Origin of the sequence: Pseudomonas sp. Larv2_ips (genome assembly GCF_963879675.1) — a bacterium.
Taxonomy (GTDB): Bacteria; Pseudomonadota; Gammaproteobacteria; order Pseudomonadales; family Pseudomonadaceae; genus Aquipseudomonas.
This window is the reverse complement of the sequence record NZ_CAWOAW010000023.1, coordinates 14,306-37,991: the sequence shown is the minus strand read 5'-3', so window position 1 is coordinate 37,991 and position 23,686 is coordinate 14,306. Positions and strand designations below refer to the sequence as shown.

Sequence of the window (23,686 nt, the reverse complement as noted above, 5' to 3'; positions counted from 1 at the left end):
CAAGCCCCCAACCAAATTGGATCTGAGGTGTTAATACATCGCGTGCCTGGCGCAGGCCCCCCTGTGGAAGGGGGCTTGCCCCCGATAGCGGTGTATCAGATACAAATAAGCCTTATGGCACACCGCCATAGGGGGCAAGCCCCCTCCCACATTGGATCTAAGGTATTCATACATTTTGTGTCTGGCGCAGAACCCCTGTGGGAGGGGGCTTGCCCCCGATTGCGGTGTATCAGTTACAAATAAGCCTTATGGCACACCGCCATCGGGGGCAAGCCCCCTCCCACATTGGATCTGAGGTGTTCACACATTGTGTGTCTGGCGCAAAACCCCTGTGGGAGGGGGCTTGCCCCCGATTTCGGTGTATCAGTTACAAATGAGCCCTATGGCGCACCGCCATCGAGGGCGAGCCCTTTCTCACCTTTACAACCGAGCTGAACCTCCAGGCGATCTCAGGCGCCCGGGTGCCACCCACCACCCAGGGCCGTGACCAACCCCACACTCGCCTGCAACTGCCGCGTCTGCACCGCTTGCAAGGTCCTTTGCGCCTGCAGCGCCGCTGTCTGCGCGGTCACCACGTCCAGGTAACTCACGGCTCCGGCCTGATAGCTGTTCATCGCCAGAGATTGCGTGTGCTGCGCCGCATCTGCCGCCGCTTGCTCATCCTGCGCTTCCTGCTGCAAATCCCTTAGCTGCGCCAGGTTGTCTTCCACCTCGCGCACGGCTTTGAGCACGTGGCTGCGGTACTGCGCCGAAGCCTCTTCAAACTCGGCTTTGGCCTGACGTTCATTGGCACTTAAGCGCCCGCCATCAAAGATCGGCAAGTTCATCAACGGCCCCAGCGCCCAGTAGCGGTTACCGGCGGACAGCAGGTTGCCAACTCCCTGAGTTTGCCCGCCAATCAACCCGGTCAAGCTGAAGTCTGGGTACCATGCGGCCTTCGCCACGCCGATATTGGCATTGGCAGCAAACACTCGGCGTTCCGCCGCCGCGATGTCTGGGCGCCGTTGCAACAGGTGGCTGGGCAACTGCGACGGAATCCCTGGCAGCGCAATCAATTGCTGGCTGGGCGGCAAGCTGAAGTTACTGGCTGCCACACCCACCAGTTCGCCAATCGCATGCTCGGTGAGGTTGCGTTGCCCGCGCACTTCGTCGAGTTGCGCCTTGGCTTCGGCCAGTTGATTTTGCGCACGGGTGAGGTCCAGCTCTGAAGCAATCTGGCCCTCGTAACGGCTGCGCGTGAGTTGCAATGCCTGGCTGAAATCATCCAGTGAGCTGTTCAGAATCCGGCTCTGCGCATCCAGCCCGTTGAGCTGCACATACAGCGTCGCCAGTTGATGTTGCAGGCTCAGGCGTGCCACCGCCAGGTCATCGCCGGATGCTTGCGCCTGGGCATCGCCGGCCGCGACCTGGTTGCGGATTTTACCCCACAGGTCCAAGTCGTAGCTCAGCGAGAAGCCCGCCGTATTGCTGTTGTACACCGACGGCTGTGTGTCCCCGCGCAGCGGCCGCGAATCCGATTGGCGCTGACGCAGCGGCTGCGCACTGGCGGTAATTTGCGGGAACAACCCGGCGTGCAACTGGCTGGCATACGCCTGGGACGCGTCGAAATGCGCCAATGCCGCCGCCAGGTCCGGGTTGGCCTTGAGCAGTTGCTGTTGCAGGTCAGTCAGGCGCGGATCGTTGTAGAGCTTCCACCACTCGGGCGCCAGTTGGTCGGACGGTTGCGCGCTGTGCCACGGGCCATCGCTGGTCTGTTCGCGATAGCCGGCCGGCAGGTCCACCGACGGCACCTTGTAGGTGGGCGCCATCGAGCAGCCCTGCAACAGCAGCAGCATCAACGCCGCCAGGGGTTTAAGCCTTGGGCGCATGCGCACCTCCGGCGTCGGCCAGTTGCACGGGGTCGCCTTCGCGCAGGGCATCGGGCGGGTTGTCGACCACGCGGTCGGCGGGTTTCAGGCCTTGGTCGATCACCAGGCGTTCGCCGAGGTCGAGGCCGATGTGGATGTCTTGCAAGTGCACGTGATTTTGCGCGTCCAGCACCGCAACCTGGGTACCTTGGGCGCGGAAGATCAGTGCGCTGGCCGGGATGCTCACGCCGTGGGTGTCCGCCGGAATCGGCAGGGTGGCTTCGGCGTAATCACCGGGCAGCAATTCGCCGTTGGGGTTGTCGGCGACGAACTGCGCAAGCAGGGTGCCGGAGCGGCGGTCGATGGCGGTGGAGTCGCCGATCAGGCGCGCCTTGAAGTGTTCGCCGGGGTGCTCGGGCACCGTCAGCTCGGCTTCTAACCCTGGATGAATCACGGCTGCATAGTTCTGCGGCACCGGCACGTAGAGTCTGAGCTGATGGGTATCGGCAATGTTGAACAGCTCTGGGTCGCTGTCGGTGTCGGCCTTGATCAACTGGCCGATGTCGGTGTTGCGCGCCGTGATGGTGCCGGCGAACGGCGCGCGGATGGTCTTGTAGCTTTCCAGTGCCGACAGCCGTGCGTAGTCGGCGGCGGCCGCCTCGGCGTTGGCTTTGGCGGCGGCAGCGTTGGAGGTTTTTTCATCGGCCTCCTGACGCGACACCGAATGGCTGGCCAACAGGTTCTGCCAGCGCGTGGCGGTGGTTTGGGCCAGGCGTGCGTTGGCCTGCTCCTGCACCAGGCGCGCGTGGGTCTGCGCCATTTGCTGGTCGAGGTCGGGGCTGTCGATTTCGGCGAGCACTTGCCCGGCTTTGACCTGGGTGCCGATGTCGGCTTTCCAGTCCTTCAAGTAGCCGCTGACGCGCGCGTGGATCGGCGCCTTGCTCCATGCCTCAAGGTGCGCGGGCAGGCGCAAGGTATCGCCGGCCACGTTCTGTTTGGGTTGGAACACCATCACTTGCGGGATGGCGGCGGTTTCGGTCCAGGCACTCACCGACTGTTCGTGCATCGTGCGGGCGTGCAGGCCGTTGGCGACCAACAGGGCGGCCAGTGTCAGGCCGCCGACACCCATGAGCATCAGACGCTTGCGCGAGGGTTTGTGATCAGACGACATGTGAAGTTTCTCCAGCAGCAGCGCGAGTAGGGTGACGACCGTGGACCAGGCTGAAGACCACGGGTACAAACAACAGGGTGGCGACGGTGGCGAAGATCAAGCCGCCGATCACCGCCCGGCCAAGGGGCGAGTTCTGCTCTTCGGACAACGCCAGCGGCAACATGCCGATGATCATCGCCAGGGCCGTCATGCACACCGGCCGGAAGCGCGTGTAACCGGCCTCCATGGCGGCCTTCAACGCATCGCCATGTTCGGCCAGGCGTTCACGGCAGAAGCTCACCACCAGGATCGAGTTGGCGGTGGCCACGCCCATGCACAGGATGGCCCCGGTCAACGCCGGTACCGACAGCGAGGTGCCGCTGAGGAACAGCATCCACACGATGCCCGCCAGCGCGGCCGGCAAGGCGGTGATGATCACGAACGGGTCAGCCCAGGACTGGAAGTTGACCACGATCAGCAAGTAGATCAGCACCACGGCGCCGAGCAGGCCGAAGCTCAAACCACTGAAGGCTTCGTGCAGCGCATCGATCTGCCCATGCAGGCTGATCACCGCGCCTTTGGGGCGCATGGAGGCGGTGTCATCCAGCACTTTTTGCACGTCGCGCGCCACGCCGCCGAGGTCGCGGCCCTGCACGTTGGCATACAGGTCCAGGGTGGGTTCGATGTTGTAGTGGGTCACCACCGCCGGGCTTTGCACGCGGGAGATGGTGGCAACGCCGCCGAGGATCTGCGACTGGCCATCGGCCCCGGTGACCGGCAAGGCTTCCAGTGACGGCAGGCTGTCGAGACGGTATTGCGGCGTTGCGGCCACGATGGAGTACGACACGCCGTTCGCCGGGTTGAGCCAGAAGGTCGGCGCGGTTTGCGAGCTGCCGGCGAGGGAGGCGACCATGCTGTTGGTCACGTCCCGCTCGGTGATGCCCAGGCCATTGGCGCGCATGCGATCAACATTGACTTGCAGCGACGGGTAGCCGGTGGACTGCTGGATGCGCAGGTCGGCGATGCCCGGAATGTGCGAAAGGCGACGTTCGAGTTCCACCGCGTAGGTGCGGTTTTCTTCATCGCTGCGCCCGGAGATTTTCACGTCCAGCGGGGCCGGTGCGCCGAAGTTGAGGATCTGGCTGCTGATGTCTGCCGGCAGGAACGCGAAGTGGCTGCCGGGGAAACTTTCGGGCAAGGCTTCACGCAGTTTTTTCACGTAGTCGGCGGTGGGCGCGTGGTCCTTTTTCAGCGTGACCTGGATGTCGCCATCCTGCGGGCCGATGGTGCCGCTGCTGCTGTAGGCCATGTCGATGCCGCTGAGCGGAATGCCGATGTTGTCGACGATGGTGTCGAGTTCTTCGGCGGGTATCACTTCGCGAATCCGCGCTTCAATACGGTCGAACGCCGCCGCGCTTTCTTCAATCCGCGTGCCCAGCGGCAAACGCACATGAAGGGCGAGGGCGCCGGCGTCGGTGGCCGGGAAGAAGTCCTGGCCCAGGCTGGGCAACAGCAGGAACGAGGCGAGCACGCAGGCCAGGAAACCGACGATAAAGCGCTTGCGGTTGCCCAGCGCAAGAATCAGCAAGCCGTGGTAGCTGTCGCGGATATTCGAGAAGTGGCGCTCGAAGCCTTGCTGAAAATTAAGCACCGATTGCAGCACGGCGTTGCGCGGTTTTTTGTGCTGATCGCCTTCGTGGTGGTTGATGAATGCATCTTCGGGGTGATGCCCGGCGCCTTGTTCCGGTGTGTGCGGCTTGAGCAGGAACATCGCCAGGGTCGGCACCAGGGTGCGCGAAAGGATGAACGAGCTGGCCATGGCGAAAATCACCGCCAGCGCCATTGGCCGGAACAGGTAGCCGGCGATGCCTTGCAGCAGGAACATCGGCACGAACACGATGCAGATGCACAGCAGCGAGACGAACGCCGGGCCGACGATTTGTGCGGCGCCGTCGAGGATCGCGGTCTTCACCGCCTTGCCTTGTTCCAGGTGCCAGTTGATGTTTTCGATGGTGACCGTGGCGTCGTCCACCAGAATCCCCACCGCCAACGCCAGCCCGCCCAGGGTCATGACGTTGAGGGTTTGCCCGGTGACCGCCAGCAGCGCGATCGCCGACAGCACCGCCAAGGGAATCGACGCGGCGATGATCAACGTCGAACGCCAGCTGCCGAGGAACAGCAGGATCATCGCACTGGTCAGCAGTGCGGCGATGATGCCTTCCTGGGCCACGCTGCCCACCGATTGCTTGACGAACACCGAGGCGTCGCCCAGCAGCGAGGTCTTCAGCGACGGCGGCAGGGTTTCGTTGATGCGCGGCAACATCTGGCGGATGCCGTCGATGATCGACAAGGTCGAGATGCTGCCGTTTTTCAACGCCGGCATCAGCACCGCACGGTGGCCGTCGACGCGCACGATGTTGGTCTGCGGCGGCGAGCCGTCACGTACGTGGGCCACTTGGCCGATGGTGATCAATGCGCCATCGACCGTCTTGATCGGCAGGTCGTTGAGCTCATCAATCGCCTTGGGGCTGTTGTTGAGCAGAATCGTGTATTCGTCGGGGCCGAGTTTGGCGGTGCCCACCGGGATGATCTGGTTTTGCAGGGCCAGCGCGTTGCCCACGTCCTGAGCCGACAAGCCTTTGGCCGCCAGCGCTTGCGGGTCGAGGTCGAGGGTGATCTGGCGCTGCTTGCCGCCCATGGGCGTGGGCATGGCCAGGCCGGGCAGGGCGCTCAGCGGCAGGCGAATGTTGTTCTGCACCAGGTCACGGATCTTGGCTTCCGAAAGGCTGGGGCTGGAGAACGCCATTTGCAGGATCGGCACCGTGGAGGCGCTGTAGTTGAGGATCAGCGGTGGCGTGATGCCCGGTGGCATCTGCTTGAGCACGGTTTGTGACACCGCGGTCACTTGCGCGTTGGCGGTGCGGATGTCCACCCCGGGCTGGAAAAAGATCTTGACGATGCCCATGCCGGGCAGCGATTGCGATTCGATGTGTTCGATGTCGTTGACGGTGGTGCTCAGGGAGCGTTCGTAGGTGTAGATCACCCGACCGGCCATGGCGTCCGGCGACAGGCCGTTGTACTGCCAGACCACCGCGACGACGGGGATGCCGATATCGGGGAAAACATCAGTAGGGGTTTTCAGGGCCGCCATCGGCCCGACGATACAGATGAATATGGCCAACACGATAAACGTGTACGGCTTTTGCAGTGCGGTCTTTACCAGCCCGAGCATGCGTGAACCTCCGAGGGAGCAGGATTGCAAACCCCGGCAGTCTTGCCCGACCCACCTAACACGCACCTTTCAGCCAGGTGAAGGAACATTTAGTTAACGGCTGAAGATCGTTTCATATGTATTCATTTGTTCTACAAAGGGCAGCTCTCCAAGCTTGTCTCCCATCGGACGCGACACATTTGTACGCCGTCCAACGTTTTTTTCTGATGTCCTTTGGAGCCCTGCCATGTCACTTAAACCGTTGTTGTTGATTCCAGCCCTTGGTGCTGTTTTGTTGTTGTCGGCCTGCGCCGGTCCGATTCCCAAGGCTGACCCGAGCGAAGCCTGGATTGGTTTGAAAGAAGAGGCACCGAACGACCTGATGGCCGAGCGTGTCGACGGCAAGCGCGTGGACGACGGGCGCTTTTTCGAGGTGACACCGGGTGACCATCGCCTGGATGTGACCTTATTCGAGGAGGAGGCAGGCGATGACAATCAGCAGGACTGCCAGGGCCGGGTCGAGTACAAGCATTTCCAGGCGGGTGAGCATTACACCCTGACCGAATCGAGCCTGGGCACCACCGTGCGTGCCGTCCTCAAGGACGGGCACGGCAAGGAAGTGGCAGCGACTCAAGACTTCAATTGCATGCCCGGCTAGGCGTGATGCGCTGCAGCCTTGGGGTGTTCGGCCGGTGCAGCGGGTTTGACGTGGGGGTGGTGATGCCGGCGAGTTACGCGCATGACCCCCCACAACATGGCGCTGGCTACCGCCAGCCAACCGCAGATCAACAGGAAAATCGTTGTTGCAAGGCTCATTAGGGCCTCCTTTCGCCCCGCAGGGGGCACACACAGTCTTCTCAATGGACAGTCTAGCTACCTGGCGGTTGCCTGCTATTGACCAATGGTCGAGTCCATCCAACTTGTTTGCTCTATCCAGCGCATTTTACTGACGCCTCGGGCTATACCCGCCTTGCGGAGCATCCTATGATCAGGGCCCTTACCGGCAGTCGATCAAGAGAGTAAAAAATTGCGGTTACGGTCGAACGTTAAAACATCCCTGCTGCTGGCCTGCGCCCTGGGGCTCGCGGCCTGTTCCGGGCATCCGTCGAGGCTGGCGGGTCTGCCGGAGCGTGTCGAACTCAACGGCGTGCCGACCTTTCGCAGCGAGGCTTACCTGAGTGGCCCCTCGGCTTTAGCCAGCATGCTGTCGCAACAAGGCATTGTCATGACACCCGGTTTGCTCGATAAGCCTCTGCACTTGCCAGGCGGCGAGGCGGACCTGGAGCGCAACATGCAGGTGCTGGCGCGTGAATACGGGCTGATGGTGTATCCGCTGGACAACCAACTGACTGCCGTGCTGGCGCAGGTGGCGGCGGGTTACCCGGTGATGGCGCGGATTAACCCGAGCTTTTGGTCTGGCACGCGCTATGTCGTGGTGGTGGGGTTCAATCAACAGAAGAGCACGGTGCTGTTGCGCTCGGGCATGGACCGGCGTTTGTTGATGAGCTTCAGCGACTTTGAGTCAGCGTGGAAGAGCGCAGGCAACTGGGCCATCCTGACTCAGCGCCCGAGCCAGTTGCCGGCGAATGTGGATGCGCAGCGCTGGCAGGCGGCGGCGAACGCCACCGCCCAAGCCGGCCAGGAGCAGGCAGCGGCGCAGGCGCTCAAGGTGTTGGCGGAACGCAAGTAAAGGCAACGCAGATCCAAACAGGTGGGAGTGGGCTTGCTCGCGAAAGCCGAGTCTCAGTCGATACATTCATGACTGACCCACCGCCTTCGCGAGCATGCCCGCTCCCACATTGACACTGTGGTGCCTAGCGACGCACTTCTGCGGCGTTAGGGCGGTTCTTCAGGTTTTTGTCAGCCTTGTAGCGCAGCGCTACGTCCGGCACTGAGCCGCTCTTGCCGGTTTCAACCCAGTTGCGAATACGCCCGGCATCGGCAAAGTGGGTGAACTTGCCAAAGGCATCCAGAATCACCAACGACACTGGGCGGTTACTCATGCTGGTGACCAGCACCAGGCAGTGGCCGGCCTGGTTGGTGAAACCGGTCTTGGTCAACTTGATGTCCCAGTTGGCGCGGTTGATCAGGTGGTCAGTGTTGGAGAAACCCAGGGTGTAGTTGGGTTTGCGAAACGACACGGTCTTCTCCTTGGTGGTGCTCAACTGACTCAGCATCGGAAACTTGCGCGCATAGGCCAGCAGCTTGCTCAGGTCGCGCGCAGTGGACACGTTGTGAATCGACAGCCCGGTGGGTTCGACATAGTGCGTGCTGGTCATGCCCAGGGCTTTGGCCTTGGCGTTCATTGCGGCAATAAAGGCTGGATAGCCGCCTGGGTAGTGGTGGGCCAGGCTGGCGGCGGCGCGGTTTTCCGAAGACATCAGGGCAATCAGCAGCATTTCCTTGCGCGGCATTTCGCTGCCGATTTTCACGCGCGAGAACACGCCTTTCATTTCTGGCGTGTCTTTAATGTTGATGTCGATGTACTCGTCCATGTTCTGCTTGGCTTCAAGCACGATCAGGCCGGTCATCAGTTTGCTGACGGATGCGATGGGCACGACCACGTCGGGGTTGCTGGAATAGATGACTTTGTTGGTCTGCAGGTCAACCAGCATGGCGCTGCCGGAAGCGATCTGCAGTTTGGAGGTGTCGCGCGGGGCCAGAGTGGTTTCGGCTGCGTGCGCGAAGGTGCCTGTAAATACAAAAAATAGGCTGACAATAGAGAGACGAATTTTCACGCGGGTGAACTCGCTAAAAAGTAAGGAAATACCGTTCAGGAACGGGTTATATGACAAATGCCGTTACATTTTAGGAGTATGGATCAGAAAGCGATAGAGGCCTTTAAATAAAGGCTGTAAGCCGATGATTGGTAAGGGTTGTACCGATTTTGTACCAATCATTGCCTGCTCAAGCTTTCCGACTTCTGACCAGTCCGTGGTTGACGAAAGCCACTTTGCATAGGTCGTCAACAGCACTTGGATGCTGTGCCCAAGCTGTCCCGCGATGAAGGCAGAGTTCATTCCAGCCATCAAACACATAGTGGCATAGGTATGGCGGCAGTTGTACTGGGGCCGAGGCCGTATTTCCAGAGCAGCCAGTGCCTTGGCGAACTGCTCTCCGGTCTGGGAGGGTCGACCGATAAAATCCGAACTGCCCGAAGGCGGGAAAACATACGGCGACTCTGTTTTGATCCTCCTCCGCTGTAGCAAGCGGTCGTCGGCGATTTGCCTGGCCTGCCGCAAGGCATTCAGAGCACGACTGTTGAGCATTACCGTTCTAGCGTACTTCGTCTTGGTACGCTCTTCTACTTCCCCGTCCACAACGATGCGGCATACGTGCGCGGTGCGCGTATCCATGTCGACCTCGCCCCAGCGCAAAGCCGCTATCTCTCCTGTCCTCATCCCGCTGAAAAAAGCGAACTCAAAGTAGGCCGCGAATATCCGCGCGCCAGGCTTACTGAAGTTCGCATACATCCAGTCAATGATTGCAGTCGCCTCAACACCAGAAAACGGGTCCACCTGCTTTTTTGCCTTCTTCGGCAGCTTGATCGGTGTCGCCGGGTTGCGGTCGATTAACTCATCTTGCACCGCGGCCTTGAGCAGCGAGGTGACCCGGGCTATGGATTCACGTTTAATCGATTGGGTTTCCCATACGGTTTCGCTGATGATCCTGCGCAGCACCATGGTGGTGATTGCCGTGATCGGGAGCTGACCGAGCCACGGCATCCAGTAGGTGTTGATCGTTGCACGATAGTTTCTGCGCGTGCCGGGCACGATCTCTAGGCTGTTGATCCAAGCCTGGGCGTACTCGCCGAACGTCATTGTCAGTGAAATTGGCATGTAACTAGAGTTCGGGAAAAGTTCAGCGTAGCGCTGATCATCCAGAACCCCATGCTTTGCCAGGCTTATTACTTGATCGCGTAGATCGGCTGCCGCTTTAATCCCTTTTGGTGTTTGTGGGTGTGCGAGAGTCTCGCAGCGTCGCTCGCCGCGCCAGGTGAACCGAATGCGAACGGACTGGCCAGCGAATTCAACTCCTGTGGGCAGGCCCATTGGCTTTCTAGCCATGCTTCATATCTCCTTAAGCTATAAAAAATCCGACCATCTATCTTGTTCCACACACCCTCAGGGATGACGCCGCGATCCCGCTTGCCTTCCAGGGCGCGCTTGGTGGTGCCAATGATTTCGGCCATACGCGCCTCGGGCACTTTGTCGAGCTGAAACGCTTCTGGTCTTTCTTGTGGCTCAGGCATAGCTACCTCCCGCCGGCCGCCGTGGGCCGAGCTGTCTTTATGATGTGGATGAAAATGCCGAAAGTGATCAGCAGCCAGATGCACGTGCCTGCAAAGGCACCGAGGATGTCTGCCGTCTCGCCATCCATGAGCAGGCAGGGGCCGATCCAAAAGAACCAGCAGGCCGTGGCTGACACGTAGAGCAGAACGCCCAGCATCAGCAGGGTGAGTTTTATTGCGTACATGTGTTGTCCTTGCCGCGCTGGGCGGCAGAAGGTGGGTTAAGGTAGGGCTGCTAGCATGCCTTTGTAGAATTCGTAACCGTCCGGGTGGCCCAAGTCTTCGGCGACCTTCAAAACTTTCAAGGTTGGCAACGTAGGTACCAGTTTCCAGTTGTCGCTTACGTCGCCTCGCGTCCGTGTATTCCATTTGGCAATCGCGCTCTTTCCGTCGTGGTCGCTTATCACCAGGTGGCAGCCGGTGCAGATCACGCAAACCGATCCATAGGGCCTGGATATTTTTGCGTCTGCGGCGCACAGGGGGCATGGAAGCAATCCCACGAAAGCGGCAAGGGCTTGGTCGTCATTATTTATTTCAGGCATGCAGATATCCTCGCCCGCCGCTCACCGGCAGGCATGAAGGGGGATTGGGATTAGGCGCCCTTGAACGGGACGACGTTTTCGAGTTCCCGTTTCACGCCACCGGAATCGCGAAAGGCTTTCCATTCGGCGTGGTGTGCAGGGCAGTAGTCGACGCTGGGCGCTACCTCGGCCGCGTGGTACTCACAGACCGGCCTGTCGCAGGTCTTGCCGTCTCCAACCGGGTAGTCGCAAAGCTGAGTCCCAACATCACCGCATTCAGCACAGTACGGGCCCAGGTCGCCACATAGATGCCCCATCGGCTTGCGGTTCTTGTCGTAGATCCGGTAGCAGGCCATTACTCAGGCCCCTTGTAGATGAAGACGTAGGCGAACCAGAGGGTGGCGATCATGGCGTCACCCGCTTGAACTCGACCACCCAGACCCACGGGTTGGCGTCCCAGTTTCCACCGACGGATTGCCACAAGTCGCGGAATGCTGGAACCGGGTACTTGTGGCAGGCGCCACCTTCGTCGCTCGCGCACCACTCACGAAGCGGGCCTCGGTGAACTCCCTCGGCCGCAGCCTGCTCGGTGGTGATGTCCTGCAGCCGCTCGACGCGCACGTCGGTGATCTCCAGCAGGATGCGGCTGGCCCAGCGCGGCATGTGAATACTCGGGCGCCATGCGCCGTCATACTCCATGGCTTCAGTATCTGGCTTCCATTCCGCTTTCGCTGGAATCTGATTCAGCCCGTAGTCGCCCGGCGGACAGCTTGCCCGGTAGATCCGTGCCGCACCCTGTTCGTCGCCTTTGACCAAGTTGTCTTGCCAGTCGATACAGCAGCCGTCCTCGTTGCCGAGCAAGGCGAAGGTCTCGCGCACCCACAGTCGGTCGCCGGGCTTTCCGTACGGACACTTGCACCCAGACTCGCCATCGCGCCACCAGGCGCCAAAGATCTCTGCCCCTGCCTCTTGATAGCCGTGACGATTCGTTACAGCTACGTTGTACAACTCGACAGTGATGGTGGCGTCGGCGTCGGGCTGCGACTTCATTACCCGCCGCGTGACCGTCTTCCGGCCTTCCAGGATGGCGCGCACCATCGGCGCCGAGAAAAGGATCGGCCGTTCTTTGATTTGGTTCACGGGGTCACCTCCCGGCGTGCCCACCAGCAAACCGGGCCATCGTCCGTGTCGTGAATTGCCAGGCAGAACCAGCCTTCGCCATCAGGCCGATCCGGCTCCCAGTAGCTGCAGTCCGGGTCGCCTGCTTCGAAATAGCGCTCAGAGACAGCTTCGTCACTGTGGTATTCGAGGCTCACCATCTTCACCTGCAAGCCCTGTGTAGCGATCCAGGCCTTGCACTTATCACAGTCGCCCTCGTCGAAGTAGGGCATATCGTGGTGAGCGAACATGCCGTATTCATCGCGTACTACCGGGGCTGGCTGGATCAATTTGATTTCTTCAGGCATGACTTCGTCCTTGCCGCTATAGCGGCTGACTTTGAAGGGGGAGGGGTTACAGGTTTTGCGGGAGGAGTACGGATGTACTCCTATCGGGCTTTGGCAGATTCTTCCTGCTTTGCCTGGCGCGCCTTGAAGCGTTCGTAAGGCCCGTCTGGCAGAGAGGCTATGGCGTTAGCTGCTTTGATAAGCAGATTGCCCTGCTGCTCCAGAGCCTTCGGTATGAAGTGTTTGAAGCGGCTGCCGGTCGGGTAATAGGTGTCGTAGGCTAAGCGGCTACAAAGCGTGGAAGCCTCATCAAGTCCGCAGCTGCGGCCATACGCGATCAGCCTCTCGCGCTCCTGGGTCAATTCATCGATCTGCTGATCCGCTGCGGTCAGGCGCTGTTGCAGGGCTTGCTCGCGGGCGAGCGAATTGTGCAGCTGCAACTGAATGTCAGCCACTTGCTCGGCAGTCATGCTGCCGCAGAGCTTCAGGTAGTCCTGATGCTCTCTGGCGTATCGCTGCGGAAGGGTTTCGTCTTGATGGGTGGGCATGGGGAGTCCTTGCCGGGCCATGCCCGGGCGGTGGAGGGGGGGAGTGGGGGAGTTGTAGGGGGCGCGACTACAAACGGCGGGTATACAACCGAATTCGTCGTGACATAAGAATCATTAGCACCTCAACTAAGCGGTGCTGAAAATGAAACGGCTGACCGAATGGATCAACCTGATCGCCGCCATCCTTCGCCTGATTTCCGAGATCATCCGTACCGGCTGGCTTTGAGCTACGATGGCCCCTTCCTCTAAATGGGCTGGACCATGACCAAGCACGATATTTACGATGAGATCGAAGGCTTTCAGGTTTGGAACTACATGGAGTGTGACAAGGACGAGGAAGGCCGGGAGACCTGGCGTATCAACGTCGAGGTAAAGCGCGGTGGTGAGGTGGTGGTACCGGTTGTCGCGGGTGACCGAGCCTATGTTGATCGTGGCCTGGCGCAGGTGGCTGGGCGCGAAGTTGGCGCCAGGCTGATTGCCGAGCGGGCTTAAAGCTGCTGCAGAAGGCGCCGACCGATCCATCGAACGACGGTGACGGCCTTGCTGTTGCCGATCGCCTTGTAGCGGGGGCCGTCCGGGCACTCGCTAGCTGGCTTGCCGCGCCAGGGGATCAGGGTGTAGTCGTCGGCCATGCCCTGGAGGCGCTCACACTCGACGGGAGTGAGGCGCCGCACCTGTGACGGGGTCAACAGTGCCGGCGGCGGGCTGCATGCATCCAGAGAGGCTGTGTATTCCTCGTACCATTTGCCCGCGCCGCAGGCCGAGGTGTGGTGTAGTTTTGTGGAGTAGGCCAGGTAGTTCTGTTGCTGAGCTCCTGCCTCGGCGGCGAGCGCGCCGACGATCTGTCCATCTGCGCCGATGTATCGAACCTCGCTTCGGCTGTTCTGGGTGAAGGCCAGCACCGCATTCTCACCACCGTTGTTACGGCCGAGGGCATGCGCCAGTTCAACACTTACACAGGGATCTTGCGTGCCATGCACTACCAGATGGCTGTGGCCGTGGTTCGCGTCCTGCCCGGAACAGCCTTGAAGCCGGCCATAGCTTGCGTCGAGTGTCGCGGCGACGCAGGGCACATCATCGTAGGAGTAGCCACCGTTCTTCCGGCCGCCGCCGGCAAGCGTCGGCGCGATGAGGAACGTTTCACTCTCGATGTCGAGCCGGCTGTCTTTGGCCGTTAGCGTGGCTGCGCGCTCGATCGAGCCGCCAAGGCTGTGGCCGCCGAACGCTGGAATACCGCCAAACATATCGACCGCCGGACCTTCGTCACCTTCGCAGTTTGGGCAGCCGTACTGGCCTAGGGATTCAGCGAAGACGCATCCACACCCACACTGGAGCGCAGGGCCGAAAGGAGCTGTTCCGGTAACGTCTTGCCCCTCGCCTCGGCGCGGCGCAGTATCCCGGCGCACGCCTTCGCGCTCAAAAAGTACCTCGGTGGGATCGAACCCGTCTCGAGCACTTGCGACAACGAACACACGACGGCGTCGTTGGGCCAGGCCGAAATATTGGGCGTCCAGGACCCGCCACGCGATTGTTCTTTTGGGTCCATACACACAACCAGCGTCCTGCCATTTTTTCCCTGGAGGCTGCAGCTCGCAGTCTTCCCCAGCAAGCGCGCCAAGAAAGCATCCGAAGGCGTTCCCTTTGTCGCTGAGGACGCCGGGGACGTTCTCCCAGACGATAACGCTGGCGGGCTTTCGCTGGCCGGCGCGAACATAGTCAACTGCATCTGCAAGCTCCACGTATTTGATGGTGAGGGCGCCGCGGGGGTCGGTGAGGCCTTCGCGCATACCGGCCACGCTGAATGCCTGGCACGGGGTGCCTCCGACCAGCACGTCCGGCGCCGGGATCTTTCCGGCCAGCACCAGTGCGGCCAGCTTGGTCATGTCGCCGTGGTTCGGCACGTTGGGGAAGTGGTGGGCCAGGACCGCCGAGGGGAACGGCTCAATCTCGGCGAACCAGGCGGCGCGCATGCCCAGAGGGTGCCACGCTTGTGTTGCAGCCTCGATGCCGGAGCAAACAGAGCCGTAGGTGATTGTCATGGCGGTTCTCGATGTCTGGGTGGGTTAGGCTGCCTGGTCTTGCTGCTTTGGCGGCCACTCCGAAAAACCAACCTTCGGCGCCTTCGTCTTCGGGTTGATGATCGGTTCGCCCTGGGCGTCGACCAGCGTACGCTTGGCCTTTATTCGCATGTCGCGGCACTTACTGCCCTTGCGTGCCAGCTCAATGAAGTGCTCTGCATACTGCGGTGCGTCGAAGAGCGGGCTGAGCTGCTTTATCCTGACCCCCCCCATGATCTGTTCGGCCTTCTGGGTGACCTTGATCAGCCAGTCATCAACCGATAACTCAATCTTGTGTCCGGGCCGCTTCGGGTCGGGCCGCGTCGTTTTGACAGTCTTCCGGGCCTCAGCCATGGCGACATCGAGGGTCATTCCAAAAACTGCAAAGGTGCTCATGGGTTTTCTCCAAGCGTGCGCCTGCCTCGCGGGCTGGCGTGAAGTGAGTTTGTGGGCTATTGGTATCTGCGTAGCTCAACCTGGCAGGAGGCCGATATGAGACTGCAAAGCGATATGGATGCACTCGCAGCAATCGAGGAAGACGCACGCGCGATGCTGAAGCGGATAGGCATTCCCGACGACAAGCAGAAGCTTGAAGTCTTGATCTGCTTGCGACAGATAATCGACCTTGCGAGCTACAGAAACCAGATCGACGAGTATTCGGAGCCATTGGCGCGATAGTGCGCGGCTGGCACGATTCGTTGATATGGGGTATTACGGGTGACCGGCATGGAGCCGGATCAAGGAGAGTCAGATGGCTATCGATTTCACAAAGGGCCGATATAACGTCTACGCGGGCCGAGGCCCAATAGCACCGCTGATTGGTCGTATCGATGAGGACGAGTTCGTGCGAAGCAATTCCGGAGAGCTTCTATATCGGATTGATGGTGACGAGGTCCATACAGCCGGGGCGACCGCCAAATATTTAGGCCGTATCTCGGAGACGGAAGGAGGTCGCGCGATGGTTGTCGATGACAACCATTTTGCTCATTTAACCATCGTCCCCGACTAACACCGTCCCGAAAGTTAGAGAGAGGCGCGTTTAAGTTGTTCGGTGAGCTGAGTCGGCAGCCCACGCAGCGTCAGCGTGCCGCCGGCTTCGTCGAACTCGATCTTGTCGCCCAGTAGGTGCGCTTCGAAGCTAATCGACATCCCCTCAGCCCGTCCGGTGAAGCGCCGGAATTTGTTGAGCGTCCTCTTGTCCGGAGGCAGGGTCTCGGAAAGCCCGTAGTCCTTGGCCTTGATGAAGTCGTAGAAGTTCTTCGGCCGGTCTTCGTCGACCAGGCTCGACAGTTCGTTGAGCGCGATCGGCTCGCCCAGTTTGGCCTGGGCCATGGAGTAGCTGACCAGCGCCTGGGTCTTCTCGCGTGCCGACTCTTCTGGCAGATCCTCGCTTTCAACAAAGTCACTGAACGCCTTGAGCAGCGTCCTGGTTTCGCCTGGGCCGTCGATTCCTTCCTGGCAGCCGATGAAGTCGCGGAAATATTCGTTGATCCGACGGCCCTGTTTGCCCTTGAGGTACGAGATGTACTGCTTCGACTGCGGGTTGTTCTGCCACTCGCTTATATTGATGCGTGCAGCCAGGCGGATGTGATCCAGGTCGAGGCGCTTCACCGTCATCAGGTTGAGCCCTTCGGTCATGGTCACCGCCTCGGTTTCCTGTACCAGGGCGATGACCAGGTATTCGGTCATGCCTTGCTGGTAGTGGCAGAAGAGGGCGTGCCCGCCGGTGCTGAGGTTCGATTCTTCCATCAGCCTGATCAGGTGCTCGACAGCGATTGTGCTGAACTTGAGGAAGTCTCCGACGCCAGCCAGGTACTTGCCGAGCCATCCGCTGAACGGATGAGCGCCTGATTCATGGTGAAAGAAGCCCCAGGCCTTGCCGGTGATGGCGTTGTAGCTTTCGTTGAGCTGCTGTATCAGGTCGTCGCGAGACTGGCTATCTACCTGTTCGACGCTTGCCAGGTGAAGAGCTGCCGGTGTGCCGTCGGGCTTCTTGTCGATCTTGTGGATTACGCTGTGGAGTACGGGCATTGCGTTTACCTCAGGTAGGCGCCGCCCTCCGGTGTCCGGAGGTGGCAATTTGGTTTGGCTTGGGTAATATCTGGGGTTCGGCATGGAGCCGACTCAAGGAGCTAACAAATGTATGCAGGTGAAGTGTCCGTAGACTCAATGAAAGCATTTGGCATAGACATCGATACAAGGCATGGCAAAGCAAATGAGTTAGCCGAGATGCTGAGTTTCTGTGTTGCCATTGCAAAAACGGGATTGCAAAGCCGGGTGATTAGCCTGTTCTACGATTCCAACAGCTGCTGCTGCACATTCGAACTGTGCCCCTCAATTGAAGAATTCGATGAGGTCGCTGAAGGCATCAAGCGTGCAGCTTTAAAAACGATCGGTCAGTTTGAATGGTTTGGCACCATCAACCATGGAGCCCCGATTGAAGCTGATCTGGAGCTATAACTTCGTCACCTGGGTCGCGCCTAATCTCGGCCAAGCTTTGATTTCTGAATTCCAGCGCCACGTTTTCGTCAATCAGGATTTCGTGGCGCGGATAACTTAAGAACGCCGCAAGATCGTCGTCTGCCATCAAGTCCATCTTCATAATGGCGATCTGCAGGACCTCGCTGATGATCGGCACCTGGCCGCGCAGCCGGATACGCTCCATGGCCTGCTCGATTCCCGGCCTGACTTTGTGCCGCAGTTCCTTCTCGGCGACCGCCAGGCGCTTTTGCGCAGCTTTGGCTGACCGCTCCTGTACTGATTTGGCCATGGCCTACCTCTTCTATTCCGCTGGCCGGCAGTGCGAGCCAGGTTTGTCGTTTGCGTTGCTGGGTGCGGGCTATGCGGCGCATGAATCGACCTTTACCTGGTTCCACGCGCCGACAGCTTCGAAGATCCGCGCGGCGTGCGCCTCTTCCAGCGATATCGCTTCGGGTATAGCGATCCAGCCCGAAGCCACCATCTGGCTTTGATTGGCCTCGTCGCGCAGCTTCTTGTAGCAATGCTCGATCACGTCTTCCAGGTGGTCTGAGAGGTAGACGCCATCGGGCGCAACTTCCACCGATTTGCTGTAGCGGTCGCCGCGGGCGTCGATGCAAAGCGCGCTGAGGTAGATCGTCCACCGGTGGGGAATTCCGCAGACGGCCTGGCCGATCTTCCCCGGCGCAATGTTTTTGAGCGATTTGTAGTTGATCATGCCCTGGCGGCCACTGGGGTCGATGTTGACCACGGCGACGTGATTGGTTGCGAGCAGCGAGCGGCACGACCGGGCCGTGCGCGCCTGCAGGTTATGGGGCTTGCGTTTGCTCATAATGCCTCCGCAAGTTTGCGCAGCGCCTCACGCTCGGCCCGGGTGATGGGTGGCTTGCGGCGCTTGAGAATGGTCGCAGGGTCGATCACTTCCTTACGCTTGGCCGGCTCTGGATTGATCGCCGGGCTCTCGCCGATTGTGATCTTCCCGCCGGCGGCCAAGTGCCGACAAACCTGACTGGAAAGCTCCAGCGCTTTCTCGCGCCGAAACTCGATGTCTGATTTCAGGTTACTGATCATGATCAGGCTCCTAGGCGATGGGCTTGCGCCCGGGCTTTGTCCGCTACTTCATCAACCATCCTGCCAAGCTCCAGATTGAACTGGACGAGTTCCTGATGAAGCATCGCGATGTACTCCTCATCGCGCTCGATGGTCTCGATATACAGCCGGCAGTCTTCATCCTGGCGTGGATCGAATGATAGGAAATCCCACCACTCTCGGCCCGTGACGAACATGCAGCCCTGAACCTGCGGCTTATGTTCCTCGGGCATGCCTTCGAGCCAGGTGCGGACGTGGACGGCCTCATTGAATGGGCATTTCGACTCAAGACCCCCGTCCTCGCCAATCAAGCCGTCCGGCGAACAGCCCAGCCAGTCGTATTTTGGATGAACGACGAAGCCCGACTTGATGACGCTGTTACCAGTCAGGATTTCGTAGAAGTCGTGGCTCGACTGCTCAACCTCGGTTCCCCAGGCCATCGACTTGCTGCTGACCGAATGTTTCGATCGGTTGGCCAGGCGCTCAAAAGCCAACTCGCGCATGTAGGTGGTGCGGGCCGCAAGCGGCTTACGTTTGCCGTGTTTGTCACGGTCGCCCCATGCAATAACATCCTTGAATCGGCTGGCGGTGAGTCGCCCGCTGCGATCTTGATGCCACTGCTCGGTGCGCTGGAGGTCTACAGAGGCGTTCATTGAGCACCGTCCTGACTATCGACGCCGGCGGCAGCGTCGGCGCTATCACTGACAGTTGTGAACTCGGCGTCGATGGTTTGTGCAATGGCCTTCAGTTCGCCGTGACGGGTCACGCCAATGGCGCCGCGTTGTTGTGGTTTCAGTGCTTTCCAAGCTTTTTCATAGCCTTCAATGCCCTGCTCTTGAGCGATTTTTTTCAGCTGTTCGAAAAGGTCGGAAGTCGCTTCTGTAGTGTCGCCCTGGGGTACTGAGGCGGCACCTACGTCAGCAGGCTTTTCGCTGGTAGATCTCGGGGTAACGTCTGTTTCTGGCAGCGTATAGCCGTCGTCCAGTTCTTCGCGGGTGTATACGCCAAGGATCACGTCAGGGCAGTACAGGCGAGCCCATTTTTTGAGGGCCAGGTAGGCGATCTGCTGCTTCGGATCGTCTGCCCACAGCGTCGAGTTCCGGGTGCGTGCCTGAGTCATCAAAGTGGTCAGTTCGCGCGGGGTATCCTCGCCCACGAACGTAGCCCAAACGCGGACGCCCAGCCCTTTCTCGTCATTGATGTTCCAGTTTGGGACGCGGTACTTCTTCGGTTGCCCGTGGTCATCCGTTTGTTTTTTGCTCTCAATCTCGCGGAAATTGCCAATGATCTTGTCCCAGTCGCCAAACCACTCGTAGTGGATTCGATCAATGGTCGGGGCTCGCGTGGTGATGACAGCGTTGACCAGCTGGGCTTCATAGCTCAGCTGGCCGCCGTTGACGATGAAGGTCTTCTGCGCCACTTGGAATGGGTTCATTCCCCACTGCATGGACTGCATGATCACTGCCATGCAGTCGGCGGTATTGCCGTGAAAGTGTTTCGGCAGGGTGGTTTTGCCCCCAGCCATGATGCCCGCGAGCTCAGTCATCGACTGCATGCTGTCGCGGTTGAGGATCAGCCCTGTCGGGCTGGTGTCCATTGGTACGGTAGAAATTTGGGTTTGGGCGTTCATTGCTAACTCCATAGCCGACGACTTTGGTCGGCCTCCGGGGTGGCTTCAGGGTTCTTTAGAACGACATGGCACGCAGCCAGGCAGAGGCCTCGTCATTGGTGACACAGAAGGCCAGGGCTACGACCTCGATCACTTCGCTGGCGCTTGGAATGCTCGAGTCAGCGAATTCGTCCACCGCTGGGGCCGGATCAACTGCCGCTACAACCGCTTGTGCTGGGTCAGTAATCACTGGGGCCGCAACGACAGCTACTGCTGGAGCGGGCGCAGCAGCCTGGGCGCGCAGACGGGCCAGCTCTTCCTGATCGCGCTGATACTGCGCGTCACGTTCACGCTGCTGGCGCTGCTGCTCCTCCTGCTGCTCACGCTGCTGGCGTTGCTGCGCTTCCATGTCACGGCGCTGCCGGTCCAGCTCGTCCTGCTGTTTCTTCAAGCGCTGACGGTCTTCTTCGGCGCGCTGTCTGCGCAGCTCATCAGCCTCAGCGTCGGCGATACGTTGCTTCTCGCGCAGCTCGTCGAGCTCTTTCTGCTGAGCCAACAGCTTGGCGGCAGCCTCTTCACGGTCAACTGCAGCCCTGTGAAGCGTTTCAAGCTGCTCAATGGCGTTATCGCGAGCAATGGTGCCTTCGGCTTCAAATTCGCCGTATTCTTCGGGAAGAATTACCGAGTCTTTGACATTCTGAAGAACGCTTGCGACGTCGGTAGCGCTGCGGCTTGCGTATGCGGCAGCGACAGAGCTGAAGCGGGTAATCTTTGCCCGGATGGCTTCGACACGCTCCGCTTCGATACGCTCGCGCTCTGCCTTGGCATCAGCTACGCGTTTTTCTTCGGCCTTGATTGCTTCGTCAACAGGAGTCTCGATTGCCAAGACTCGATCTTTCAGCGTCTCGCCGAACTCCTTTACTTGGTTGACGCGAGCCTGGGCGTCTTTAACCGCCTGCTGGTAGGGAGCCAGGGCCGTTTTGGTGGTGTTGGCCAGGGCATAACGCACGTCGCGGATATCGACGCGAACCTCCTTTGCATTCGCCAAGCCTTCGCTGGTCGAGCAGTCAACCACCAGTTTCCCGTAGGTTGTCTCTAGGCGAACGATTTGCTCCTCGTGCGGCCGATACTCCGCGATGTCGGTGACGGCGACAGCGGGGGCAATGGACTTCTTGGATTCCTTGGTTTTGCTCGCTTCAAGCGATTCTTGTGCGGGTGCTTGGTTGGTATTTTTGGACATGACGATCCCTCGCCGCGCCAGGCGCAGCATTGAAAGTAGTGGGAGTGATTGGAGTTATGCGGCGGAAGCACGCGAGGTGTTGTAGTCGGCAAAGATCTTGTCGATACACGCTTGGTAATGGCGGTGCTCAGCTTCGTCGATGGCACGCAGCATGAACGCCAGGGTGATGCATGACCTTGCGGCCGCACTCGCGTTGGGCTTTCCTACGTCGTGGAGAAGGTTTTCGATCTCGGCCTCTATCCAGCCCACGGCTATCTGATGGTCTCTCTGTGCTACGTTCATTCGACACTACCTACTGGCGGGCAGATAAGCTCCATATGAGCCATGGCGGAACCTATGCGCAGCTTGAGGCTGGCGCGATCTTTGATGCGCCGAGCCTCGCGCTCAGCAAGGTCGTCAGCCGTGTACTCGTGGAACAGGTCGACGTGCTGTTTCTTCCCGAAATTCGGTAAATCCCAGCGCCTGTCGGATTCCCTGGCCTGGGCGCTATCCGCGTAGCTGGTTGGCATGGCGAGTCTCCAGGCTCCGGGCGAGGGCGCAGGCTTCGTTGTGATCGCGGCGGAAACCCATCACTTTATCGGTCCGGGTATCAACCACATGGAAGAAGTCACGTCCCGCCGGCTTCACCGTCATCCTGAAGTGGACCACGGGCTCCGGCCGCCCAATCAGCCGGTAGAAGTCGGCAGTGGCGATACGAGAGCGCTGACGCAAACCGTCGACAATGTCGCGGCGTGATTGGATGCTGTGGTGCATGGTCACCTCCAAAGTGGCGGGTTGTTCACCTGTATTCGTCAACACTCATGCCTCCCGCTGGTTGCCGATGGGCGCGGGGGAGGAGTGCTGACGGGTAGAGGTGGGAATCCGAAAAATCGGATTGATATGAGAGGACAGGGAGTCCTCAATGCATTGCTGTAGGAATGGTGGAGCTGATGCCCTGTTCAGAGCAGTCAGCCACCACTAGGGGAGGTGCGATTACTGGTGAATGCTGGTCTTGCTGATGGCAATCCAAGAAATAGCGAATATGCCAGCAACAAATATCACCGGACTGCCGAAAACTTTGTAGTAAAGCCAAAGATCAAATGGCGTGGAAAAAGCGACCGCAACGTTCAACACAGCCATAGTTGCGAGAAGCAACGCCAGTGAAAGTGCACACATGCGCCATTGTGGTTTTGACAGATTTAAACGTTTTCCAAAAATGCATTGAAGTAGATTGAGCTTGAATCCGGCTTCAGCGATAACTACTACCAGAGCTAATGATCCGTACAAAATTGTAGGCTTAATCAATATGATGAATGAGCTCGGCAGTAGGAGTTTTCCAAGCAGTACACCAAATACCAAACCGAAAATTTGGAACAATAGAAACGCGCGCCACAAAAGCGCAAAGGACAGACTCAGCCAATTTTTTGTCACACTCATTCTACGAGACCTTAAGGTGTTCATCATGTAGCGGCGGTATGCCGTTTCACGTTTAGGGTTTCAGTTCTAAACTACTAGATTGTATTGGCTCCATAAAGTACGAAAATTTTGTCATGCAGGTGACCGGGCATTTAACGACAGGCTATCGTGGCGCTGGTTGTTCAGATAACTGCCGTCATGGTCTTGGAGCCGTCGCCGTGTTCCGTGGTGAACGTCAGCGGAGCCGGCCGTCCATTACGGCGGATCAATGCGTTCGCCTGTGCAAAAACAGAGTATGGCTCGCCAGCTCCATCAGGCAGCAACGTGTTGCACGTCAAATTCGAGCAGTCTTCACCGTTCGGGCCTTCGCCATCGTGGCCAATGGAAAAGCTCGCCATCATCGCGATGCCGTGTTCCTTACAGATCGCAATGACCTGCCGCATGAGCGGGCTGATCTGAGCGTCGTAAATCTGTTCTTTGTTCATGGTCATGCTCCGGTTGTTTTCCCGCTGCCCACCGCTCTGGATGGGCATCAGTGAAAAGGTCCGTCATGCTGCGAACAGGTCTTGTTGGCCCGCTTTAGGGTTGAACGGCTTGCGGCTGGCGAACGACTCCTCAAGCCAGTACCGCTTCGGCTTGAAAAAGCTGCTCAGGTAACCAGGTTCCGACCTGCCGACAGTTGCGTGGGTGTTCATGTTTTTCCATTCCGAGAATTCAGGCCAAGGAGTGGGGTGGATGTTTTCCGGCCCGCCCACTGCCTGGAAGAAATGGTCTCTACTCACCTCGATCATGCTCATCGCTGTAT

The 23,686-nt window shown here is 59.4% G+C and carries 33 protein-coding genes; 6 read left to right on the top strand and 27 right to left on the bottom strand.

Going from position 1 to position 23,686, the window contains the following annotated elements:
* Positions 1 to 449 precede the first annotated feature (449 nt).
* The 3 genes from AACV02_RS16230 to AACV02_RS16220 are packed head-to-tail and all read right to left on the bottom strand — an operon-like array spanning position 450 to position 6,229.
* Positions 450 to 1,868, bottom strand: coding sequence for an efflux transporter outer membrane subunit (locus tag AACV02_RS16230; protein WP_119735674.1), 1,419 nt, complete (start codon positions 1,866 to 1,868; stop codon positions 450 to 452).
* Entirely contained in the window at positions 1,852 to 3,018 is a 1,167-nt protein-coding gene (locus tag AACV02_RS16225) for an efflux RND transporter periplasmic adaptor subunit (RefSeq protein WP_119735671.1), read from the bottom strand. Before AACV02_RS16225 ends, AACV02_RS16230 begins: the two co-directional genes overlap by 17 nt.
* Entirely contained in the window at positions 3,008 to 6,229 is a 3,222-nt protein-coding gene (locus AACV02_RS16220; RefSeq protein WP_119735669.1) for an efflux RND transporter permease subunit, read from the bottom strand. Before AACV02_RS16220 ends, AACV02_RS16225 begins: the two co-directional genes overlap by 11 nt.
* Before the next feature lie 226 nt (positions 6,230 to 6,455).
* Between AACV02_RS16220 and AACV02_RS16215 the strand changes: the two genes are divergently transcribed.
* Positions 6,456 to 6,866 (top strand): PA0061/PA0062 family lipoprotein, encoded by a 411-nt coding sequence (locus tag AACV02_RS16215; protein WP_106578850.1) that lies wholly within the window; start codon positions 6,456 to 6,458, stop codon positions 6,864 to 6,866.
* Here AACV02_RS16215 and AACV02_RS16210 read toward each other — a convergent pair.
* Positions 6,863 to 7,024, bottom strand: a complete 162-nt coding sequence (locus AACV02_RS16210; RefSeq protein WP_164487950.1) for a hypothetical protein — start codon at positions 7,022 to 7,024, stop codon at positions 6,863 to 6,865. The genes AACV02_RS16215 and AACV02_RS16210 overlap by 4 nt on opposite strands.
* A 211-nt stretch (positions 7,025 to 7,235) precedes the next feature.
* Between AACV02_RS16210 and AACV02_RS16205 the strand changes: the two genes are divergently transcribed.
* Positions 7,236 to 7,898: a peptidase C39 family protein gene (locus AACV02_RS16205; protein WP_119735666.1), complete on the top strand. Its 663-nt coding sequence runs from the start codon at positions 7,236 to 7,238 to the stop codon at positions 7,896 to 7,898.
* A gap of 124 nt (positions 7,899 to 8,022) precedes the next feature.
* Here the strand turns inward: AACV02_RS16205 and pbpG are convergent, their stop codons facing one another.
* The 8 genes from pbpG to AACV02_RS16165 form a co-directional block, all read right to left on the bottom strand.
* Entirely contained in the window at positions 8,023 to 8,946 is a 924-nt protein-coding gene (gene pbpG, locus AACV02_RS16200; protein ID WP_106578962.1) for a D-alanyl-D-alanine endopeptidase, read from the bottom strand.
* Positions 8,947 to 9,009: 63 nt separating this feature from the next.
* On the bottom strand, positions 9,010 to 10,215 hold the full coding sequence (locus tag AACV02_RS16195; RefSeq protein ID WP_256680261.1) for a tyrosine-type recombinase/integrase: 1,206 nt from the start codon (positions 10,213 to 10,215) through the stop codon (positions 9,010 to 9,012).
* Positions 10,116 to 10,460, bottom strand: coding sequence for a hypothetical protein (locus AACV02_RS16190; RefSeq protein ID WP_256676495.1), 345 nt, complete (start codon positions 10,458 to 10,460; stop codon positions 10,116 to 10,118). Before AACV02_RS16190 ends, AACV02_RS16195 begins: the two co-directional genes overlap by 100 nt.
* Before the next feature lie 2 nt (positions 10,461 to 10,462).
* Complete coding sequence (locus AACV02_RS16185) at positions 10,463 to 10,684, bottom strand: hypothetical protein (RefSeq protein ID WP_119735662.1); 222 nt, start codon at positions 10,682 to 10,684, stop codon at positions 10,463 to 10,465.
* Positions 10,685 to 11,091: 407 nt separating this feature from the next.
* The gene (locus AACV02_RS16180; RefSeq protein ID WP_218568282.1) at positions 11,092 to 11,376 is read right to left on the bottom strand and encodes a hypothetical protein; all 285 of its coding nucleotides are present in this window, start codon (positions 11,374 to 11,376) and stop codon (positions 11,092 to 11,094) included.
* A gap of 49 nt (positions 11,377 to 11,425) precedes the next feature.
* Positions 11,426 to 12,151, bottom strand: coding sequence for a morphogenetic protein (locus tag AACV02_RS16175; RefSeq protein WP_372239718.1), 726 nt, complete (start codon positions 12,149 to 12,151; stop codon positions 11,426 to 11,428).
* Positions 12,152 to 12,156: 5 nt separating this feature from the next.
* Positions 12,157 to 12,486, bottom strand: a complete 330-nt coding sequence (locus tag AACV02_RS16170) for a hypothetical protein (protein WP_119735658.1) — start codon at positions 12,484 to 12,486, stop codon at positions 12,157 to 12,159.
* Positions 12,487 to 12,566: 80 nt separating this feature from the next.
* Positions 12,567 to 13,013, bottom strand: a complete 447-nt coding sequence (locus AACV02_RS16165) for a hypothetical protein (RefSeq protein WP_119735656.1) — start codon at positions 13,011 to 13,013, stop codon at positions 12,567 to 12,569.
* 261 nt (positions 13,014 to 13,274) lie between these two features.
* Between AACV02_RS16165 and AACV02_RS16160 the strand changes: the two genes are divergently transcribed.
* Positions 13,275 to 13,505 carry a hypothetical protein gene (locus AACV02_RS16160; RefSeq protein WP_119735858.1) on the top strand — a complete coding sequence of 77 codons (231 nt, stop codon included), beginning with the start codon at positions 13,275 to 13,277 and terminating at the stop codon, positions 13,503 to 13,505.
* On the opposite strand, the gene AACV02_RS16155 is transcribed toward AACV02_RS16160, so the two are convergent.
* Both AACV02_RS16155 and AACV02_RS16150 read right to left on the bottom strand, forming a co-directional pair.
* Positions 13,502 to 15,052 (bottom strand): DNA cytosine methyltransferase, encoded by a 1,551-nt coding sequence (locus tag AACV02_RS16155; protein ID WP_119735653.1) that lies wholly within the window; start codon positions 15,050 to 15,052, stop codon positions 13,502 to 13,504. The genes AACV02_RS16160 and AACV02_RS16155 overlap by 4 nt on opposite strands.
* A gap of 24 nt (positions 15,053 to 15,076) precedes the next feature.
* Entirely contained in the window at positions 15,077 to 15,466 is a 390-nt protein-coding gene (locus AACV02_RS16150; protein WP_119735651.1) for a hypothetical protein, read from the bottom strand.
* Positions 15,467 to 15,562: 96 nt separating this feature from the next.
* Between AACV02_RS16150 and AACV02_RS16145 the strand changes: the two genes are divergently transcribed.
* Positions 15,563 to 15,748 (top strand): hypothetical protein, encoded by a 186-nt coding sequence (locus AACV02_RS16145; protein WP_119735649.1) that lies wholly within the window; start codon positions 15,563 to 15,565, stop codon positions 15,746 to 15,748.
* A gap of 73 nt (positions 15,749 to 15,821) precedes the next feature.
* On the top strand, positions 15,822 to 16,079 hold the full coding sequence (locus AACV02_RS16140) for a hypothetical protein (protein WP_119735646.1): 258 nt from the start codon (positions 15,822 to 15,824) through the stop codon (positions 16,077 to 16,079).
* 14 nt (positions 16,080 to 16,093) lie between these two features.
* Here AACV02_RS16140 and yejK read toward each other — a convergent pair whose 3' ends face one another.
* Entirely contained in the window at positions 16,094 to 17,101 is a 1,008-nt protein-coding gene (gene yejK, locus AACV02_RS16135; RefSeq protein WP_119735644.1) for a nucleoid-associated protein YejK, read from the bottom strand.
* A 108-nt stretch (positions 17,102 to 17,209) separates the two neighbouring features.
* Between yejK and AACV02_RS16130 the strand changes: the two genes are divergently transcribed.
* Positions 17,210 to 17,530: a hypothetical protein gene (locus AACV02_RS16130; RefSeq protein WP_119735642.1), complete on the top strand. Its 321-nt coding sequence runs from the start codon at positions 17,210 to 17,212 to the stop codon at positions 17,528 to 17,530.
* Here the strand turns inward: AACV02_RS16130 and AACV02_RS16125 are convergent.
* The 12 genes from AACV02_RS16125 to AACV02_RS16070 form a co-directional block, all read right to left on the bottom strand.
* Entirely contained in the window at positions 17,490 to 17,840 is a 351-nt protein-coding gene (locus tag AACV02_RS16125) for a hypothetical protein (protein ID WP_119735639.1), read from the bottom strand. The genes AACV02_RS16130 and AACV02_RS16125 overlap by 41 nt on opposite strands.
* A 69-nt stretch (positions 17,841 to 17,909) precedes the next feature.
* Positions 17,910 to 18,380, bottom strand: a complete 471-nt coding sequence (locus AACV02_RS16120) for a hypothetical protein (protein WP_119735637.1) — start codon at positions 18,378 to 18,380, stop codon at positions 17,910 to 17,912.
* The gene (locus tag AACV02_RS16115) at positions 18,377 to 18,619 is read right to left on the bottom strand and encodes a hypothetical protein (protein ID WP_119735635.1); all 243 of its coding nucleotides are present in this window, start codon (positions 18,617 to 18,619) and stop codon (positions 18,377 to 18,379) included. Before AACV02_RS16115 ends, AACV02_RS16120 begins: the two co-directional genes overlap by 4 nt.
* Positions 18,620 to 18,621: 2 nt before the next feature.
* The gene (locus AACV02_RS16110; RefSeq protein ID WP_119735633.1) at positions 18,622 to 19,290 is read right to left on the bottom strand and encodes a lambda exonuclease family protein; all 669 of its coding nucleotides are present in this window, start codon (positions 19,288 to 19,290) and stop codon (positions 18,622 to 18,624) included.
* A complete protein-coding gene (locus AACV02_RS16105; RefSeq protein ID WP_119735630.1) occupies positions 19,287 to 20,267 on the bottom strand; it encodes a RecT family recombinase in 981 nt (326 codons plus the stop codon). Before AACV02_RS16105 ends, AACV02_RS16110 begins: the two co-directional genes overlap by 4 nt.
* A gap of 55 nt (positions 20,268 to 20,322) precedes the next feature.
* Complete coding sequence (locus tag AACV02_RS16100; protein WP_119735628.1) at positions 20,323 to 21,486, bottom strand: hypothetical protein; 1,164 nt, start codon at positions 21,484 to 21,486, stop codon at positions 20,323 to 20,325.
* 54 nt (positions 21,487 to 21,540) lie between these two features.
* Positions 21,541 to 21,768, bottom strand: coding sequence for a hypothetical protein (locus tag AACV02_RS16095; RefSeq protein WP_119735626.1), 228 nt, complete (start codon positions 21,766 to 21,768; stop codon positions 21,541 to 21,543).
* Positions 21,765 to 21,995 carry a hypothetical protein gene (locus tag AACV02_RS16090; protein WP_119735624.1) on the bottom strand — a complete coding sequence of 77 codons (231 nt, stop codon included), beginning with the start codon at positions 21,993 to 21,995 and terminating at the stop codon, positions 21,765 to 21,767. The genes AACV02_RS16095 and AACV02_RS16090 overlap by 4 nt, the downstream gene beginning before the upstream one ends.
* Positions 21,973 to 22,239: a hypothetical protein gene (locus AACV02_RS16085; protein ID WP_119735623.1), complete on the bottom strand. Its 267-nt coding sequence runs from the start codon at positions 22,237 to 22,239 to the stop codon at positions 21,973 to 21,975. The genes AACV02_RS16090 and AACV02_RS16085 overlap by 23 nt, the downstream gene beginning before the upstream one ends.
* A 219-nt stretch (positions 22,240 to 22,458) precedes the next feature.
* Positions 22,459 to 22,902, bottom strand: coding sequence for a septation protein IspZ (locus tag AACV02_RS16080; protein ID WP_119735622.1), 444 nt, complete (start codon positions 22,900 to 22,902; stop codon positions 22,459 to 22,461).
* Between the two features lie 161 nt (positions 22,903 to 23,063).
* The gene (locus tag AACV02_RS16075) at positions 23,064 to 23,366 is read right to left on the bottom strand and encodes a hypothetical protein (protein WP_003212724.1); all 303 of its coding nucleotides are present in this window, start codon (positions 23,364 to 23,366) and stop codon (positions 23,064 to 23,066) included.
* Positions 23,367 to 23,429: 63 nt separating this feature from the next.
* A partial coding sequence (locus AACV02_RS16070; protein ID WP_218568280.1) for a hypothetical protein occupies positions 23,430 to 23,686 on the bottom strand: 257 nt, incomplete at its 5' end.